This window comes from uncultured Sulfitobacter sp. (genome assembly GCF_964021855.1).
Taxonomy (GTDB): domain Bacteria; phylum Pseudomonadota; class Alphaproteobacteria; order Rhodobacterales; family Rhodobacteraceae; genus Sulfitobacter.
The window spans coordinates 69083-86481 of sequence record NZ_CAXHZD010000003.1 but is presented as its reverse complement, the minus strand read 5'-3'; the positions used below and the strand labels follow the sequence as shown (position 1 = coordinate 86481).

At 59.5% G+C, this 17399-nt stretch carries 17 protein-coding genes; 7 read left to right on the top strand and 10 right to left on the bottom strand.

Features of this window, described 5'->3' with window-relative positions; all coding sequences use genetic code 11:
- Nucleotides 1-176 precede the first annotated feature (176 nt).
- The gene (locus tag AADJ11_RS10980) at nucleotides 177-932 is read left to right on the top strand and encodes a hypothetical protein (RefSeq protein WP_341234567.1); all 756 of its coding nucleotides are present in this window, start codon (nucleotides 177-179) and stop codon (nucleotides 930-932) included.
- Nucleotides 933-1013: 81 nt separating this feature from the next.
- Here the strand turns inward: AADJ11_RS10980 and AADJ11_RS10975 are convergent, their stop codons facing one another.
- The 6 genes from AADJ11_RS10975 to cysG form a co-directional block, all read right to left on the bottom strand.
- Nucleotides 1014-1862, bottom strand: coding sequence for a ferredoxin--NADP reductase (locus AADJ11_RS10975; protein WP_341234566.1), 849 nt, complete (start codon nucleotides 1860-1862; stop codon nucleotides 1014-1016).
- Between the two features lie 72 nt (nucleotides 1863-1934).
- Nucleotides 1935-2336: a DUF934 domain-containing protein gene (locus AADJ11_RS10970; RefSeq protein ID WP_093914817.1), complete on the bottom strand. Its 402-nt coding sequence runs from the start codon at nucleotides 2334-2336 to the stop codon at nucleotides 1935-1937.
- Nucleotides 2333-3118 carry a phosphoadenylyl-sulfate reductase gene (locus AADJ11_RS10965; protein ID WP_341234565.1) on the bottom strand — a complete coding sequence of 262 codons (786 nt, stop codon included), beginning with the start codon at nucleotides 3116-3118 and terminating at the stop codon, nucleotides 2333-2335. Before AADJ11_RS10965 ends, AADJ11_RS10970 begins: the two co-directional genes overlap by 4 nt.
- Nucleotides 3108-4772 (bottom strand): nitrite/sulfite reductase, encoded by a 1665-nt coding sequence (locus AADJ11_RS10960; RefSeq protein WP_341234564.1) that lies wholly within the window; start codon nucleotides 4770-4772, stop codon nucleotides 3108-3110. The genes AADJ11_RS10965 and AADJ11_RS10960 overlap by 11 nt, the downstream gene beginning before the upstream one ends.
- Entirely contained in the window at nucleotides 4772-5065 is a 294-nt protein-coding gene (locus AADJ11_RS10955; RefSeq protein ID WP_341234563.1) for a DUF2849 domain-containing protein, read from the bottom strand. Before AADJ11_RS10955 ends, AADJ11_RS10960 begins: the two co-directional genes overlap by 1 nt.
- The gene (gene cysG / locus AADJ11_RS10950; RefSeq protein WP_341234562.1) at nucleotides 5065-6459 is read right to left on the bottom strand and encodes a siroheme synthase CysG; all 1395 of its coding nucleotides are present in this window, start codon (nucleotides 6457-6459) and stop codon (nucleotides 5065-5067) included. The genes AADJ11_RS10955 and cysG overlap by 1 nt, the downstream gene beginning before the upstream one ends.
- A 139-nt stretch (nucleotides 6460-6598) precedes the next feature.
- On the opposite strand from cysG, the gene AADJ11_RS10945 reads away from it, so the two are divergent.
- On the top strand, nucleotides 6599-7060 hold the full coding sequence (locus AADJ11_RS10945) for an Lrp/AsnC family transcriptional regulator (protein WP_341234561.1): 462 nt from the start codon (nucleotides 6599-6601) through the stop codon (nucleotides 7058-7060).
- 7 nt (nucleotides 7061-7067) lie between these two features.
- Here the strand turns inward: AADJ11_RS10945 and AADJ11_RS10940 are convergent, their stop codons facing one another.
- Complete coding sequence (locus AADJ11_RS10940; RefSeq protein ID WP_341234560.1) at nucleotides 7068-8249, bottom strand: cytochrome P450; 1182 nt, start codon at nucleotides 8247-8249, stop codon at nucleotides 7068-7070.
- A 60-nt stretch (nucleotides 8250-8309) separates the two neighbouring features.
- Here AADJ11_RS10940 and AADJ11_RS10935 point away from each other — a divergent pair, with 60 nt between their 5' ends.
- From AADJ11_RS10935 to AADJ11_RS10915, 5 genes are all read left to right on the top strand, one after another.
- The gene (locus tag AADJ11_RS10935) at nucleotides 8310-10070 is read left to right on the top strand and encodes an ATP-binding protein (protein ID WP_341234559.1); all 1761 of its coding nucleotides are present in this window, start codon (nucleotides 8310-8312) and stop codon (nucleotides 10068-10070) included.
- On the top strand, nucleotides 10067-11296 hold the full coding sequence (locus AADJ11_RS10930) for a sigma-54 dependent transcriptional regulator (protein WP_341234558.1): 1230 nt from the start codon (nucleotides 10067-10069) through the stop codon (nucleotides 11294-11296). The genes AADJ11_RS10935 and AADJ11_RS10930 overlap by 4 nt, the downstream gene beginning before the upstream one ends.
- A gap of 247 nt (nucleotides 11297-11543) precedes the next feature.
- Nucleotides 11544-12545: a DctP family TRAP transporter solute-binding subunit gene (locus tag AADJ11_RS10925; protein ID WP_341234557.1), complete on the top strand. Its 1002-nt coding sequence runs from the start codon at nucleotides 11544-11546 to the stop codon at nucleotides 12543-12545.
- Nucleotides 12546-12657: 112 nt separating this feature from the next.
- Entirely contained in the window at nucleotides 12658-13338 is a 681-nt protein-coding gene (locus AADJ11_RS10920; protein ID WP_341234556.1) for a TRAP transporter small permease, read from the top strand.
- A 4-nt stretch (nucleotides 13339-13342) separates the two neighbouring features.
- Entirely contained in the window at nucleotides 13343-14719 is a 1377-nt protein-coding gene (locus tag AADJ11_RS10915; protein ID WP_093914826.1) for a TRAP transporter large permease, read from the top strand.
- A 96-nt stretch (nucleotides 14720-14815) separates the two neighbouring features.
- On the opposite strand, the gene tpiA is transcribed toward AADJ11_RS10915, so the two are convergent.
- From tpiA to AADJ11_RS10900, 3 genes are all read right to left on the bottom strand, one after another.
- Nucleotides 14816-15565, bottom strand: a complete 750-nt coding sequence (gene tpiA, locus AADJ11_RS10910; protein ID WP_341234555.1) for a triose-phosphate isomerase — start codon at nucleotides 15563-15565, stop codon at nucleotides 14816-14818.
- Nucleotides 15566-15672: 107 nt separating this feature from the next.
- Nucleotides 15673-16017, bottom strand: a complete 345-nt coding sequence (locus AADJ11_RS10905; protein WP_341235008.1) for an iron-sulfur cluster assembly accessory protein — start codon at nucleotides 16015-16017, stop codon at nucleotides 15673-15675.
- 127 nt (nucleotides 16018-16144) lie between these two features.
- On the bottom strand, nucleotides 16145-17356 hold the full coding sequence (locus tag AADJ11_RS10900; protein ID WP_341234554.1) for a glycerophosphodiester phosphodiesterase family protein: 1212 nt from the start codon (nucleotides 17354-17356) through the stop codon (nucleotides 16145-16147).
- Between the last annotated feature and the right edge of the window lie 43 nt (nucleotides 17357-17399).

The following is a 17399-nucleotide window of genomic DNA, read 5'->3' as shown; positions in this document are numbered from 1 at the left end:
TCGAAGTCAGAAGGTAAACGTGCCACCGCCCTTCTTCAAGACGCAAAATGGGCTATACTTGAGCAAAATGGGCAAATCGGGTTGCAACTGCGTACTCTAACCCTCATTTGAGCCGATAAGCACGTATTTCGCGTGCGCAAGAACGAAGCTAGTTGGTCTAAAGGGACACATATATCATGAAAAATCTAGTCTGGATCGTTGTCGCAGCGGTGATCGCAATTGGGGGATACATGCTGTATTCCGGTCGCTCGGTTCAAGAGATCGCGACAGAGGCAGCCGATGCCGTCAATGCACCCGAAGCATTGGAAAGCGCCACAGCCGCCGTTGGCGATGCCGTGGATGCAACCGAAGGTGCCGTTGCCGACGCAGTTGAAGCAACCGCCGAGGCCGCTGATGCAGCCGCAGAAGCAGCAGCAGAAGCCGCATCCGAGGCAGCCACCGCCGCAACTGAGGCCGCAACCGCTGCTACAGAAGCCGCAGCAGAAGCCGCGTCTGACGCCGCAGCAGCCGTGTCCGAGACAGCATCCGAGGCGACAGACGCAGCCGCCGAGGCCGCTGAAAACGCAGCAGCAGCCGTTTCTGAAACAGCATCCGAAGCAGCCGAGGCCGCATCTGATGCGGTAGAAGCAGCTGAAACCGCTGCTACAGACGCAACTGCATCGGTTGACGCCGCAGCAGACACGGCAGCCGAAGCCACAGCAGACGCTGCTGCCGAAGCAACGGTTGAGACACCCGCAGCAGATGCCACCGTCGCGGCAGACGCGGCAACAGTCGCAGGGTTCGATCTGGACGAGGTTCAAGCGCTTGTTGATCAGTCTTCCTTGCCAGAGCTGCAAAAGACCATGTTCAAGCGTGGCCTGACCGCAGCACAAGACAACCCCGAAGCGTTGGAATCGATCCTTGGTCGTATCCGCAAAGCTTTGGATATGTGATCTGATCCGATCATTCTAAAATAAGAAAACCGCGCCTTCGCAAGAGGGCGCGGTTTTTTCATGTCTACGGGGTAGGGGCGTTTAGCCGACGAACGCCTTTTCGACCACGTAATGCTTGGGGTCCGAATTTGCCCCTTCTTCCAGACCGAAACCTTCAAGTACTTCTTTGATGTCCTTGTTAAAGGCGAGGCTACCGCAGACCATGCCACGGTCGGTTTCTGCGTTGATCCCATTAATGCCCAGATCGGCAAAGACAGTGCCATCCTGCAGCAGTGTGGTGATGCGGCCCATCTTGGGGCTTTGTTCACGGGTGGTGGTTGGATAATAAACGATCTTGGCCAGGTTTTCCTTGCCGATCAGCTCGTGCATCATTTCGTCGTTCTGGATGTCTTCGATCAAGCTGCGGCTGTAATCCAGCTCGGCCACGTCGCGCACGGTGTGGGTGACGATGACCTGATCAAAGTTTTCATAGGTTTCAGGCTCGCGCAGCAGCGAAGCGAAAGGCGCGAAACCGGTGCCGGTGGCAAACAGCCACAACCGTTGGCCGGGCAAAAGCGCGTCATGCACAAGCGTGCCAACGGGCTTGGGGCGCAGGATGATCTGATCACCGGGCTGGATATGCTGCAATTTCGAGGTCAAAGGGCCGTCTTGCACTTTGATCGAATAGAATTCCAACTCTTCGTCCCATGACGGCGACGCAATGGAATAGGCGCGCAGCAGCGGCTTTTGCTTGCCTGTCTTGGGGTCAGGGTCACCCATCAACCCGATCATTACAAATTCACCCGACCGGAACCGCAGCGATGCAGGGCGCGAGACGCGGAAGGAAAACAGCCGGTCCGTCCAGTGTTTTACAGATGTGACGGTTTGCGCGTCGGGCAATGTCGGTACGGGTTTGGCGTCGGTTTGGGGCACGATTGTCTGCTCGGTCATTATTTCATCGACAGGCAATTGGCCCGCCGTCCTTTGTATAGGGGCAAGTGGGGGGGAGGGAAAAGGCCGGTCTTAGCCACGCAGCCGCGACTGATAGTCATGGTCCTGCCAGTTGGCACGGGCCAGCCATTGATCCTGCGGTTGTCGCGCGGCCAGATCATCGGGGATCTCGACCTCGTCAAAGCCGGAACGGCGGGCCATGGCGTATTGATCTGCCAGAACATGACCATGGGCCCGCAGCCGTCCCGTATAGCCACGAAGGCGCAGATTACGCGCGATGGTGAACCCGCGCCCGTCGGCCGAGCTGGGGAAATCGATGCGGATCATCTGCAAGGTTGAGCTGAGCTGGATATCCTCCGGCTGCGCGTCCGAGGGTACATCAAGGGATGCCGCATCATTCGCGCATCCCAGGGCTGTGAACCCGGCTGCCCAGTCATCTGCAACAAAACCCTGATCGGTTACCAATTGTGTCATGTGTCTGCTCCTATCCGCACCATTTTACCGTCGACAAAATGGATGCCGCATTCTTCTTTTTCACTGTTCCGCCAGCGCCCTGCGCGGGGGTCTTCGCCCGGTTTGACCGGGGATGTGCAGGGCGCGCAACCGATGCTGGGGTACCCCTGGGCCACCAGCGGATGCCGGGGTAGGCGGTTTTCATCAATATAATCAGACACGTCCGAGGCCTGCCAATGGGCCAGCGGGTTCACCTTGATCCGCGCAGGCGCATCTGGTGGGGTCTCGACCTCAAAAAACGGGAGGGACGCGCGGGTGCCCGATTGAAAGCGTTTGCGCCCCGTGACCCAGCCATCGAACCCTTGCAGGGCGGTTTGCAAAGGCAGGGTTTTGCGCAGGGCACAGCAGGCATCGGTATCGCGCAGGTGCAAGGTGCCGTCGGGGTCTTTGTCCGCGATGTCAGCGGCCCGAATGGTCTGGATGTTGCGCAGGCCCAAGCGCTCTGCCAGCTCGTGCTGATAGACCAGCGTTTCCGCGAACAGCATTTCCGTGTCAATAAAGATCACCGGCAGATCACGTTTCACCATCGCCGCGAGATGCAGCAAGGCCACCGATTCCGCGCCAAAGCTGGACACCAGCGCGAGGTTCGGCACGTGCTTGATCGCCGCGCGCAGCACGTCCGTCGCGCTGTGATGGCGCAACTGATCGTTCAGCGCATCCGTCTGAGCGGTCAGCTGCGCTATGCGATCCGGCCCTTCGGGGAGGATTTTTTGTCCATATGGAACGATTGTGTCACGCGGCATTGGCACGGGCTTCTGGATAGAGGGCGGCCTTGAACGGGGCCAACCCAAGGCGGCGGTAGGTTTGCAGGAAGGTCTCAGTTGGTTCGCTGCGCAAATCAAGATAGCCGCGCACCAGACGTTCAATGGCGGGGATGATTTCATCGGCCGAGAAACCGGGCCCAGCCCGTTCGCCAATGGCCGCGTCCTGCGTGCCATCACCGCCAAGGGTGATCTGGTAGTTTTCGACGCCAGCGCGATCAAGGCCAAGGATACCGATATGGCCCACGTGGTGGTGACCACAAGCGTTGATGCAGCCCGAGATTTTGATCTTGAGCGGGCCAACTTCGTGTTCCAGCTTGAGCTCGTCAAAGCGGGTCGCGATTTCCTGCGCGATTGGGATCGAGCGGGCCGTGGCCAGCGCGCAGTAATCCATGCCGGGGCAGGCGATGATATCGGAGATCAACCCGATGTTTGCGGTGGCGAGGCCCGCGCTTTTTAGTGCTGTGTGCAGGGCAGGCAGATCGGCGCGGTGCACATGGGGCAGGATCACGTTTTGCTCGTGGCTGATGCGGAGTTCATCATGACCGTATTGCGCGGCAAGATCTGCCATCACATGCATCTGATGCGCTGTCGCATCGCCTGGCGTCGCGCCATGGGCCTTGAGGCTGATGGACACGATCGCATAGCCCGGCGCGCGGTGATCGGCGAGGTTCGTATCGGCCCAGCTGCGGAAGACGGGATCGCTGTCGTAGGCTGCGGTATAGGCGTCCAGCGGCGCGGTTTTGAATGTCGGCTTGGCGAAATCCGCCTCGATCCGGGACAGCATCTGTTGGTCTACGCCGGTGAACTGCGGGCGTATCAGGGCATAGCGTGCATCCACACGGGCACGGATATCATCGATGCCGTTCTCGTGGACGGTGATCTTGATGCGCGCCTTGTATTTATTATCGCGGCGGCCCAGCAGGTTATAGACCGACACGATGGCCTCGAGCGTTGGCAGCAGATCGTCGCTGGCCACGAAATCATAGAGAACCTTGCCGATCATCGGTGTGCGACCAAGGCCACCGCCGACAATCACCTGAAAGCCAAGTTCGCCATCGCGTTCAACGATTTGCAACCCGATATCATGGGCCTTGATCACGGCGCGGTCTTGCGGGGCACCGGAAACGGCGACCTTGAACTTGCGCGGCAGGAACTGGAATTCGGGATGATCGGTGGACCATTGGCGGATCAGCTCGGCCACGGGGCGGGGGTCTGCGACCTCGTCTGCGGCGGCACCGGCGAAATGGTCGGCGGTCACGTTGCGTATCGTGTTACCAGAGGTCTGGATCGCGTGCATGTTCACTTCGGCCAGCGCATCCAACATATCGGGTACATCACGCAGCTGGGGCCAGTTGTATTGGATGTTCTGGCGGGTGGTGAAGTGGCCATAGCCCTTGTCCCACTTGTCTGCGATATCGGCCAGCTTGTGCATTTGCGTGCTGTTCAGCGTGCCATAGGGAATTGCCACGCGCAGCATATAGGCGTGCAGTTGCAGATAAAGACCGTTCATCAGGCGCAGCGGCTTGAATTCATCCTCGGTCAGGGAGCCGTCAATGCGGCGTTCAACCTGCGCGCGGAATTGCGCGTTGCGCTCGGCCAGAAAGGCGTCGTCGAATTCGGTATAGCTATACATTACAGGGTCTCCTGTTTGCCATGGGCATAGTTTGATGGGCCTTTGGCGCGAAACGCTTCGCGGAAATGGACCGGCTGCGGCACCGGATCGGGATCGACATCGGCCAGATAGACGCCAACGACCAGATCGACCTGCTGGCTGGCATCAATCATGCGCAGATCGGCGTCTGCCTCGTCGGTCAGCACCTCGGCTTGGGCCAGATCACGGGTCCAGCCGGTCGCGGTCTGATAGATCACGTCGCCTTCAAGCAGGGCGTTTGCGGTGACAACTTTGGGGGTGAAGGGTTTGGCCATTATGCCATCTCCTCTTGCAGGATTTCTGTTGAGGCCAGTGCCGCCGCGCGCGGGGCCAGGCCATAGAATGTCATCGCAGGGCCGTTCATTTCGGCCCCTGCCAGATCGGCGGGCAGACGGTCCAGCGTGGTTTCCAGAATGCGTTGATCGGGGCGCGAAGCGTTTTCGATCACGGTCACGGGGGTGGTGCGGTCGGCACCATGCATAATCAGGCGGCCTTGGATGAAACGGGCGGATTTCTTGCCCATATAGATCGCGGCAACTTCGCCGGGGCGCGCAAGGTTGGCCCAGTCGTGATCGGCAAACCCCTTCATATCGTGACCGGTCAGGAACCGGACAGAGGCATTGCGCCCGCGTTTGGTCAGGCTTTGCCCGATTGTCGCGACGGCGGCAGAGGCAGAGGTGATGCCCGGCACGATATGCCAGCCGATGTTATGGGCATCGACCGCGTCGATTTCTTCGTCCAGCCGGCCAAACACCGTCGCGTCTCCGGATTTTAGGCGCACGACTTGGGCACCGCTTTGGGCATGTTCGACCAGCAGATCGTTGATCGTCTCTTGTGCGGTGGAGGGGCCGAAGCCTTCCTTGCCAACATCGATCATCAGCGCCTCGCGGCGGGCAAGTTCGAGGATCTCGGGGCTGATCAGGCGGTCGTAAATCACCACGTCCGCCTCGTCCAAGGCGCGGCGGGCCTTGAGGGTCAACAATTCAGGATCGCCGGGGCCACCGCCGACAAAGGCGACATGACCGGGCCGGGCGGCACGGGTCAGGTGATCGGCCAGCAGGGTATCAAGCGTTTCGCCGACTGCCGCTTCGCCGTTAGCCACAGCGCGGGGACCTGCGTTGAAGTAATAGTCGCGCCAGAAATCGCGGCGGGGGCGGCCAAAAGGCAGTGCATCTGCCATCTTGCGAAACCCTTTGCCAATGCGTGCGAGGGTGCCCAGCGTAGTGGGCAAGCGTTCCTCAAGATCGGCCTTGATCGCGCGGGCCAGCACGGGGGCCGCCCCTTCGGTGCCGATGGCGATGGTCACCGGATCGCGGTCAACAATGGCGGGCGTGATAAAGGCGCTGTCGTGCAGGTTGTCGACGATATTGACCAACGCGCCCTCGGCCCGCGCGATGGCGGCGGTACGGGCGTCCTCAACGGCGTCTTCGTCAGCCGCATAGAACAGTTTCGCGCATAGAACATCACCAAGTTGCAGCGCGCGGGTATGCAGGGTCAGACGACCCGCATCGGCCCATTGCACCAGCTCGGGGGCAGGGTCGGGCGCGTAAACGCTGATCTTGGCTTGGGATTTCATCAACAGGCGCAGCTTGGCCAATGCGGCATCGCCGCCGCCCGACAACACAATGCGTTGCCCTTTGGTAGAAAGGAAAATCGGAAAATGATCCATGTTGCTGTCCTTGCGCTTGCCTTGGGGTATATATAGGAAATAATTCCGATACTGCGCTAGATGTCTGGACATATAAGAACATGTGTTCTAATTCGCCGGGTAGTTGGAACAGAAGACCGCAAACCAAAGGATACGCAGAATGGACGTTCGTATAGACGAGGTAGATCGGAAGATTTTGTCGCAGCTTCAGCGGGATGCGAGCCAATCTTTGGACGATATTGCCCGCGAAGTCGGGTCTTCGAAGACACCTGTGTGGAACCGGATTCGCAAATTGCGCGAGGCGGGCGTGATCGGGCAGCACACCGTTGTGCTGGATGCCGAGGCGTTGGGGTTTGAGGCGTGCTTCTTTGTGCTGATCCGCACGTCAGAGCACGAGGCCGACTGGCAGGCGGCTTTCCTTAAGGCGCTGCAAGACCGTCCCGAGGTGCAGGAAGCGCACCGTTTGGCGGGCGATATCGACTATATCCTTAAGGTTCGAGTCAAAAACGCGCGCGCTTATGACGCGTTCTATCAGGCGCTGATCTCGGAGGTGCGGGTGCATAATGTCACAGCACTTTTGTCGATGGAGCAGATTAAATCGACGACGATGCTACCGCTTTAAGCCGCAGCTAAACCGCGACCATCAGGCGTTCAAGTTTGTGGAAATGATAGGTGTTTGCATAGCGTGGCGGTTCGGCCAGCCGCAGCCCAGGCGCGTGGTCAAAGAGCGCGCGCAGGCCGATCTGCATCTCAAGCCGGGCCAGCGGGGCACCAACGCAGAAATGCAACCCACCGCCAAAGGCCGCATGGGGTTTCACGGGCCGCGTCGGGTCAAAGCGATCCGGATCGGGATAGACGGCAGGGTCACGCCCCGCAGCCCCCAGCACCAGCGCGATTTTCTTGCCCTTGGCCAGCGTGATGCCGTCCAGATCGATATCCTCATAGGCAAAGCGTTCGAACACATGCAGGGGCGGATCGTAGCGCAGGATTTCCTCGGTCGTGGCGGCGATGGTGTCGGGCTGAAACGCGGCCAAGGGGGTACCATTCGTCAACGCGCAGGCCACACCGTTGCCAAGCGCATGCACCGTTGCCTCGTGCCCGGCGTTCAGCAGCAAAATACAGGTGCCGATCAGCGCATCAGTGCTTAGGCGTTCGCCGTCTTGTTCGGCTGCAATCAGCTGGGTGATCAGATCATCGCGCGGGTCCGTGCGGCGCTGATCAACATAGCCGCGCAAAAACGCGGTGAAATCAGCGGCGGCGGCGTTGGCTGCATCCTCAACTGCGCGGGTACTGCCGGTTTGATAGATCGCGACCATGGCATTGGACCAGCGCAAAAGATCGGGCCACATTTCCTCAGGCACGCCCAGCAGTCGCGCGATAATGCGCACGGGCAATTGCGTGCAAAAGGCCGGTATCAGATCAAACGGGCCTTGGGGCAATGCGGCCAGCAGTTCAGCGGAAATCGCCTCGATCTCAGGCGCGAGGCCGGCAATCCGGCGCGAGGTGAACGCCCGCAACACAAGGCCGCGCAGGCGCGTGTGCGTGGGTGGCTCAAGCTCGAGCATCGAATGTTGATCGACCGCATGGAAATCCGCGAGATGCGCCGGAACAGGCTGTTGCTGATCAACGGGAATTTCGCGGCCCAAACGCCTGTCGCGCAGCAACGCCTGCACGGTGGCGGCATCAAAGGCGGCCAACATTCCGTAATCGTCCCAATACTGCACTGGGGCATCGGCGCGCGCGCGGGCGTAGGCCGCATAGGGGTTTTGCACGAAATCAGGGTCTTGCGGGGATTGGAGAAAGGTTTTCATAGGCCGCAGGAATACCGCGCCCTCTGGTCTTTGCAAGCCGGTCTGTGCCAAATTGTGAAAATGAATGCTGCACTTGGTCGTCGCATCGCGACGTGGTTGATATTTTTGATGGTTGTCGCCGCCCTGTCAGCAGGGGTCTGGCGCTATGCCTATTGGCAAGGGCTGGACCAGCTTAGCGCGCGCGGCAAGGCGGATTTATCCGTGGCCAGCGACCGTTTGGTGGCGCAGGTGCAACGCTATCGTGATTTGGCGGTGTTTCTGTCCGATCATCCGCAGATCAGTGATGTGTTGCAGGGCAGGGCACCGGGCACCGCGCGGGATTTCTTGCAAGATGTGGCGGATAAATCGGCGGCCTTGGACGTGCGCGTGGTGGATTCTGCGGGCCGTGTTCTGGCATCGCCGCAAAGCGCGCCGGGTGAGGTGTTGATCGACTTGCCGTTCGTGCGCCGTGCCTTGCGGGGCGCGCTTGGCTGGGGCCACGGGCCAAGCCTGCCGCTGACGGATCGGGCTTACTTTCACGCCGCACCGGTGTTCGACGGCGCGGGGTTGGTCAAGGGGGCCGTGGTGGTCACGACCGATCTGAACGGCATTGATTACGGCTGGCGCGGCAGCAATCCGGCGGCGTTCTTCACCGATGACGCTGGGGTGGTGCAAATTTCCAACCGGTCGGAAATGCTGTTCTGGCAGCGGCCCGAAGGCACCTCTGGCCTGATCCCGCCCGACGGTGCGGCCTTGGCGTTCGAGGCTGGATGGGTCAACGGGCACGAGATTTGGAAGATGGGCTGGGGCCCGTATCTGCCGGATGAGGCGCTGCATCTGACCACGCCGCTGCCCATTGTGGGCTTCATTGGCGAGGTGCTGCTCGACGTGGCACCCGCACGCCGCTTGGCGCTGTCGCAAGCGGCGGCGGTGGCGGCCTTGTGTCTGGCCTTTGGCGCGTTGCTGTTTCTGGCAACCGAACGCCGCCGCGCCTTGTCACAGGCCAATGCCCGATTGGAACGCCGCGTCGCCAAGCGCACTGCCGCGCTGAACGCCAGCAACACCGAGTTACGCCGCGAGGCCGCCGAGCGGGAAGAGGCCCAAGCCGCCTTGCGCCGCGCGCAGGCCGATCTGGTGCAGGCGGGCAAACTGTCGGCGTTGGGGCAGATGTCGGCGGGCATCAGTCACGAGCTGAACCAACCGCTGATGGCCATCCGGTCCTTTGCCGAAAACGCAGGGCAATTCATGGCCCGCGACAAGCCCGAACGGGTGACCGAAAACCTGTCGAGGATTTCGCAGATGGCCGACCGCATGGCGCGGATCATTCAAAACCTGCGGGCCTTTGCGCGGCAGGAAAGCGTGCCGCAGACCCAAGTTGACGTGACGCGCGTCGTCTCAAGCGCGATCGAGCTGACGCAAAGCTATCTGGCCAAGGCCGGCGTGACGCTGGAATATACTCCACCGGATGCGCCCGTGTGGGTGCGCGGCGGCGAGGTGCGGTTAAGCCAGGTGTTCGTGAACCTGATCACCAACGCCGCAGATGCAATGGCCGACGCGCAGACGCGCAAGCTGACGATCCAGATAGATTGGTCCGATGCGGTGTTGGTGCAGTTTATGGACACCGGGCCGGGGATCGAGATGCCCGACAAAGTCTTTGATCCGTTCTATACCACCAAATCCGTGGGCGGCAGCGACAGCAGCGGCATGGGGCTGGGCCTGTCGATCAGCTATGGCATCGTGCAAAGCTTGGGCGGGCAAATCCGTGGCAAAAACCTTGACGGCGGCGGGGCGATGTTCTCTGTCCGGCTGGAACGCGTACAGATGACCGAGGCCGCCGCATGAGCAGAACCGTTTTGCTGGTAGATGATGACGCCCATGTGCGCGAGGCCTTGGCCCAAACGCTGGAGCTGGCTGATGTCGATGTGATCGCGGCGGGGTCGTTTGTGGCGTCAAAGGATCAGATTACAGCGGATTTTGACGGCATTATCCTGTCTGATATGCGCATGCCGGGGCGCGACGGGTTTCACCTGCTGCAATATGCCCATGACCAAGACCCCGATTTGCCGGTGATCCTGCTGACGGGCGAGGGCGACATCCCCATGGCCGTCCGCGCGATGGAGGCAGGGGCCTTTGATTTTCTTGAGAAACCCTGTGCGCCTGCGGCTTTGTTGGCGGTGGTTGAGCGGGCATTGAAGACCCGTGCGCTGGTGCTGGAAAACCGCCGCTTGTTGCAGATGGTCGAAAGCGGTGATCCTGCGGCACGGTTGATTTTTGGCAGCTCTGCGCTGTCCGAAGCGTTGCGCAGCAAGGTCCGCCGCGCCGCAACCACCGATGCGGAGGTTCTGGTTACTGGCCCCTACGGATCGGGGATTTCCAAGGTGGCAGAGGTGATCCATTTGTCCTCGCCCCGCTCGAAAGCGCCGTTTGTGAAACGCGCGGGCGAGGGGTTGTCGCCATCCGATCTTAGCGACGCGTTGGCCACGGCGGGTGGGGGCAGTCTGTTTCTGGACGAGGTCACCCATCTGCCTGCGCAAACCCAGCTGACCCTGATCGAGGCTTTGGAAAACACCGCCGAGGTGCGCCTGATCGCGGGCAGCACCCATGATCTGTCTGCGATGGTGGGCGAGGGGCGTTTTCACGCTGATCTCTATTACCGGCTTGAGGTGATGCCGGTGCGCATTCCGTCGCTCGCTGAGCGGCCCGAGGATATTCCGATCCTGTTTCGGCGCTATGTTGATCAGGCGGCGGAACAATCGGGCCTTGCTGTGCCGCCGATCTCGCCTCAGGTGATTGCCGGGTTGATGGCGCGTGATTGGCCGGGGAATGCGCGCGCGTTGATGTCAGCCGCGATGCGGTTCGTGATGGGGGTCGCGGATGATGTGGCCCCGGATGCGGATCTGGGGCTGGCCGAACAAATGGCGCAGGTGGAACAGTCGCTGCTGCGCGCAGCACTCAAGCGGGCAGGCGGGCAGGCCAGTGCCGCTGCATCGGCGCTGAAACTGCCGCGCAAGACGTTTTATGACAAGCTGACCCGCTACGGGATTCGGGCCGAAGACTACCGCAGTTGAACCTGTGCGGTTTTCCGCACAACGGCCCATGCGCGCGTGCGGGTTTTCGCACAGGGCATTGCGGGCGGTGTTTTCGTAGGCCTCGCAAAATCCTATAGGTAGCTGAATTTATTATAATTTATCCAGAAATTCGACCTCCCTTGTAACAGGCTTGTGAGGTGGTGAATTTAACGATCTAATTTCGCCACCGCAGTCGGACCCCCGATTGCCGAGACATTAAAATCAGTTCTCTGGGAGGAGACACCACATGAAATTCCTGACAACAGCCGCAGTCGCGCTGACCCTTTCCGTGAGCGCAGGTGCCGTATCTGCCGCATGTGATGACGGTGAAATTCTGATCAAATTCAGCCACGTTACAAACACCGACAAGCACCCGAAAGGCATCGCCGCGACCCTGCTTGCCGACCGTGTAAACGCCGAGATGAACGGCAAAGCCTGCATGGAAGTGTTCCCGAACTCGACCCTGTACAACGATGACCAGGTTCTGGAAGCAATGCTGCAAGGCGACGTTCAAATGGCGGCCCCTTCGCTGTCGAAATTCGAACAGTTCACCAAGCAATTCCGCATCTTCGATCTGCCGTTCATGTTCAAAAACATCAACGCCGTTGACGAATTCCAAAGCTCGGAAACAGGTCAGGCGATGAAAGCATCGATGGAACGTCGCGGCCTGTCCGGTCTGCAGTTCTGGCACAATGGCATGAAACAAATGTCGGCAAACAAGCCGCTGAACCTGCCATCTGACGCAGACGGTCTGAAATTCCGCGTTCAGGCGTCTGACGTGATCAAGGCCCAAATGGAAGCCATCGGCGTTTCCCCACAGCCAATGGCGTTCTCTGAGGTGTACGGCGCCCTGCAAACCGGCGTTGTGGACGGCCAAGAAAACACATGGTCCAACATCTATGGCCAAAAGTTTTTCGAAGTGCAGGACGGTATCACCGAAACCAACCACGGTGTTCTGGACTATATGGTCGTGACCTCCACAGACTGGTGGAACAGCCTGCCAGACGACGTGCGCACGCAGCTTGCGACCATCCTTGAAGAGGTCACAACCACACGTAACGCCGCCGTTGGCGAAGTGGATGCCGAAGCGCGCCAAGCGATCTTGGACGCGGGTTCGAACATCATCGAGCTGGACGCAGACACGCGCCAGATCTGGGTTGATGCGATGATGCCCGTCTGGGCCGAGTTCACAGCAGATGTGGGCCAGGAAAACATCGACGCGGCGCAAGCGATCAACGCCAAGCACTAAGTCAAACTGATAAATGCCCCGCCCGATCTGGGCGGGGCATTTTTTGCATCTGGCAACCGGGGGCATCCCGCGTCGTATGTGCCAGCTTTCTGCATTCAAGCGGAGTTTTCTTATGTCATCAGGATACCAACCCACATCGGCCTTGGGCCGGATCGTGCACGAGTTCGAGGAAACGGCGATTGCCGTGATTTTGGGCCTGATGACGATCATCACCTTTATCAACGTCGTCTTGCGCTATGGTTTCAACACCGGCCTGATCTGGGGCCTTGAGGCGGTGACGTTTCTGTTCGCATGGCTGGTCCTGTTCGGGATGAGCTATGCCGTCAAAGTCACGGCACATCTGGGCGTCGACGCGGTGATCAACCTCTTTTCACCCCCTGTACGCCGCATGATCGCGCTGGTCGCATCGGCGATTTGCATCTTTTACGCGATGCTGTTGCTGAAAGGCGCTTGGGATTACTGGGCACCTTTCGCGGGGCTGGATGCCACATCGGGCCGCTGGTTCCCCACCGGATTTGAAAACAGCCGCGATCAAGCGTGGTATTCGACCGTGGATATCCCCATGCCGGAATGGCTGCGTTTTATCGAGGCGTCGATGAACCAAGGCGAGGCCTATGAAAAGCTGCCGCGCTTTATTCCTTATGTGATGCTGCCCATCGGTATGGCATTGCTTTTGTTCCGCTTTATCCAAGCAGCGGTACGGATTTTCACAGGTGTTTCGACCAGCCTGATCGTCAGCCACGAGGCCGAAGACGACATCGAGGCCGTCAAACATATGAACGCGGGAGACTAAGCGGATGGAAGTCCTTATTCTATTTCTGATGATCGTTGGGCTGATGCTGTTGGGCCTGCCCATCGCGGTCAGCCTTGGCTTTTCGTCCATAGTATTCCTGCTGGTCCTGTCGGATTCGTCGCTGGCGTCGATTGCGCAGACGTTCTTTCAGGCGATGGCGGGGCATTATACCCTGCTGGCGATCCCGTTCTTTGTCTTGGCATCCTCGTTCATGTCGACGGGCGGTGTGGCGAAACGGATCATCCGTTTCTCAATCGCGCTGGTCGGGCATTTTCCGGGCGGTCTGGCGATTGCGGGCGTTTTCGCCTGTATGATGTTCGCGGCCCTGTCAGGATCGTCGCCTGCCACCGTGGTTGCCATCGGATCCATTGTGATCGCAGGGATGCGCGAAACTGGCTATACCAAGGAATTCGCCGCAGGCGTCATCGCCAACGCGGGCACCTTGGGCATCCTGATCCCGCCGTCCATCGTGATGGTGGTCTATGCATCGGCCACAGACGTATCCGTGGGCCGGATGTTTCTGGCAGGGGTGATCCCGGGCCTGCTTGCAGGTTTCATGCTGATGCTGACAATCTATATCATGGCGCGGGTTAAAAACCTGCCGCGGGGCGAATGGCGTGGCTGGGCCGAGGTCTTTGCCTCTGGCCGTGAAGCGGGCTGGGGCCTGATGCTGATCGTGATCATTCTGGGCGGCATCTATGGCGGTATCTTTACCCCGACCGAGGCCGCCGCTGTGGCCGCTGTCTATGCCTTCTTTATCGCCTGCTTCGTCTATCGCGATATGGGGCCGCTGCATGTTAAGGGCGAGGGGCGCAACCTTTCGCTGCTGCGCAAGCCTGCCGCACTGGTATCGGTGTTCTTTCACCGCGACGTGCGCGATACCTTGTTCGAGGCGGGCAAACTGACGGTCACGTTGATGTTCATCATCGCCAACGCGCTGATCCTGAAACATGTTCTGACCGACGAGCAAATCCCGCAGCAAATCTCGGCCGCGATGCTGAGCGCGGGCTTTGGGCCGATCATGTTCCTGATCATCGTCAACGTGATCTTGTTGATCGGTGGCCAGTTTATGGAGCCGTCGGGCCTGTTGATTATCGTTGCACCGCTGGTGTTCCCGATCGCGATGGAGTTGGGAATTGACCCGATCCATCTGGGCATCATCATGGTGGTAAACATGGAGATCGGGATGATCACACCGCCCGTGGGTCTGAACCTGTTCGTTACCTCGGGCGTAGCGAACATGCCAATGATGAAAGTGGTAAAGGCCGCATTGCCCTTCACCGCCGTGTTGTTCGTGTTCCTGATCATGGTCACCTACATCCCGATCATCTCAACCTGGTTGCCGACCCTGATGATGGGGCCAGAGGTTCTGGTGCGGTAGCGATCTAGGACGATGAAAAGCAAAGGGCGGCATGTCAGATCGACGTGCCGCCCTTTTGCGTTTGTGGCGCAGTGAGTTTATTTTGCAAAATGAAAATTAGGCTTGTGACAGTGCCTTGATGATTGGCGCGAAATCAGCGGCCTTGAGGCTGGCACCGCCGACGAGAGCACCGTCGACGTTTTCAGCGGTAAAGATTTCGGCGGCGTTGCTGGGTTTGACCGACCCGCCATAGAGCAGGCGGATTGCGTTGGCGGTTTCTTGGCCAAACCGTTCGATCAGCCGGGCGCGGATGAAATCGTGGACTTCGATGATTTGATCCAACGTCGGGGTTTTGCCGGTGCCGATCGCCCAAATGGGTTCATAGGCGATGACGGTGTTTTCGCCCGTGGCACCGTCGGGCACGGAGCCTGCCAACTGATCAGCGATGATATCGAGGGTTTTATCTGCCTCGCGGTCGTCGCCGCTTTCGCCGATGCAGATGATTGCCGTCAGTCCCGCCCGCCACGCTGCGCGGGTTTTGGCGGCCACGGTGGCGTCGGTTTCGCCATAGCCCTCGCGGCGTTCAGAATGGCCGACGATGACATAGCTGGCCCCGCTATCTGCAATCATCGGAGCCGAAATATCGCCCGTATAGGCACCTGCGTCTTCGCTGTGGCAATCTTGGGCACCGATGGCGATGGGGGTGCCGCGCAGCGTCTCACAGGCGGGAAACAGCAGCGTGGCAGGGGGGCAGATCAGGGTTTCAGCATCACCGGGGCTGACGTGTTTGGCCAGCTCAGCCAGCTCTGACAGGGCGTTGCCCGTGCCGTTCATCTTCCAGTTTCCAGCGGCAAGTTTGCGGCGCATAGCGGTATCCCTTGTGTTCTTTTGCACTGGGATAGCAGGGGGGGCGAAACGGGGCAACGACTAGGGGCGGGCGACAGCGCGATATTGCGCGTCACCTGCGCGGCGGCTTAGCCGAACTTGATCGATTCACCGCAGCCGCAGGCCTCGGTCACGTTGGGATTGCGGAACTTGAACCCGGATTCCAACAGCGAGGTTTCATAGTCAATTTCAGTGCCGAACAGGAACATTTGCGCCATCGGGGCGATCAACACCCGTGCGCCGTCTTGTTCGACGACCTCGTCATTGGCGTCGGGTTCGTTGACGTATTCCATGGTGTATTCCATGCCTGCGCAGCCACCCTTTTTTAAGCCGATACGCAGCCCTGCATGGCCTGCCGACGTCATCAGCTTGCTGATTTGCGTCGCGGCTTTTGGGGTGATTGTGACAGCTTGCTTGCCGGGGATTGCGAACATCATTGATACTCCTGTTACAGCAAAGATAAGGGGTTCGGGGCGCATTCTCAAGCGGTAGCGTGTAAAATGAACAAAGCCGCCCGGAAATACCGGACGGCCCTGATGTTTTCGCGAAAAGCAGAAGGGGTCAGAGACCCATGCAGTTGGCGTAGTATGTCACGGTCGCGGGCCAGTCAGAGAACACCCCCTCGACACCGGCATCTTGTGCCAGCACATCAAGTGCGACCAGATAATCGCTGTCATCGCTGATGATGTCGCCCACAGACTGGAAATACCAGCCGCCACCCGACGCCAGCGGGCCAGAGCGTTCAAGCGTCCACGCGATCAGCTTGAGATCGGCCGCTTTGGCGGCTTTTGCATAGGCGGATGCGGCCAGTTTGCCGCCTTCGTTGGTCAGCAGCATGTTCAAGGATGGCGCAAGATATTGCACGCCTTGCGCTTTGAGCTGGGCAAAATCCTCTACCCAAGTGGACTGGTCCTGTTCGTCAAACCCGTCAGACCATTGCACCAGATAGACGGCTTGTTTGCCGAATTCGTGTTCTGCCTTGATCCAGTACAACACGTCGTCCAGATTAAACGATTGCGCCCAAACGTCAGAGGCAGGGACGCCTGCGGCTTTGTACTCGTCGATCATCTTTTGCGCATAGTCTTCTTGGCTAAAGCCATTGTGCGGCATCTCTACCGAAGGGGACTTCAGCTCGGGCGTGAATTTTGCGCCCAAGGATTTGAACAATGCGATGGAGTCCGCATGGGTCATCAGATGGGCACCGTCCACATAAAGCTGGGTACGGAAGGGGGCCACGCCACCTTGGTATTCTTGGGCTGTGGTGGCGGTTTTATCGGCGCTGTCCATTTTCGGCGTCAACGTCTGGAATTCGGCCAACGTCAGGTCGGATGTGCGGCATTCGGCGCTTGCTGCGCTGTCGCCCGACGCGGCGGTGAACCCAGCAGTACATTTATCGGCCAGATCGGACACGAGGATATTGGTGGTGGTGTGCAGATCGTTTTGGGCGTGACGGCAGACCAGTTCGTGATCGGCGGTAAAGGTCACGTCGCATTCCAAGATGCCCGCACCCATCCGCGCCGCAGCGACGTTCGATTCAACGGTATGTTCGGGGAACATCAACGGTGCGCCACGGTGACCGATGGAAAACGCGGTCTGCTGCGGTGTTTGGCCCATACAGGACGCCAGCTTGTCCTTCAGCGCCCCCGCAGGCAGCTTATCGACCAGATAGGCCGGGCGTGGTCCGTATTCGACGGGGGTTTGCATGGCGTGGGTGCCAGCCAAAAGGGCGGACGGCAGCAGGGCCAAAGCGGTTAGGGCAGTTGTGATACGCATGATCTCTCCAGATAAAAAAACATCTGGCGCGTATGTCGCTGCC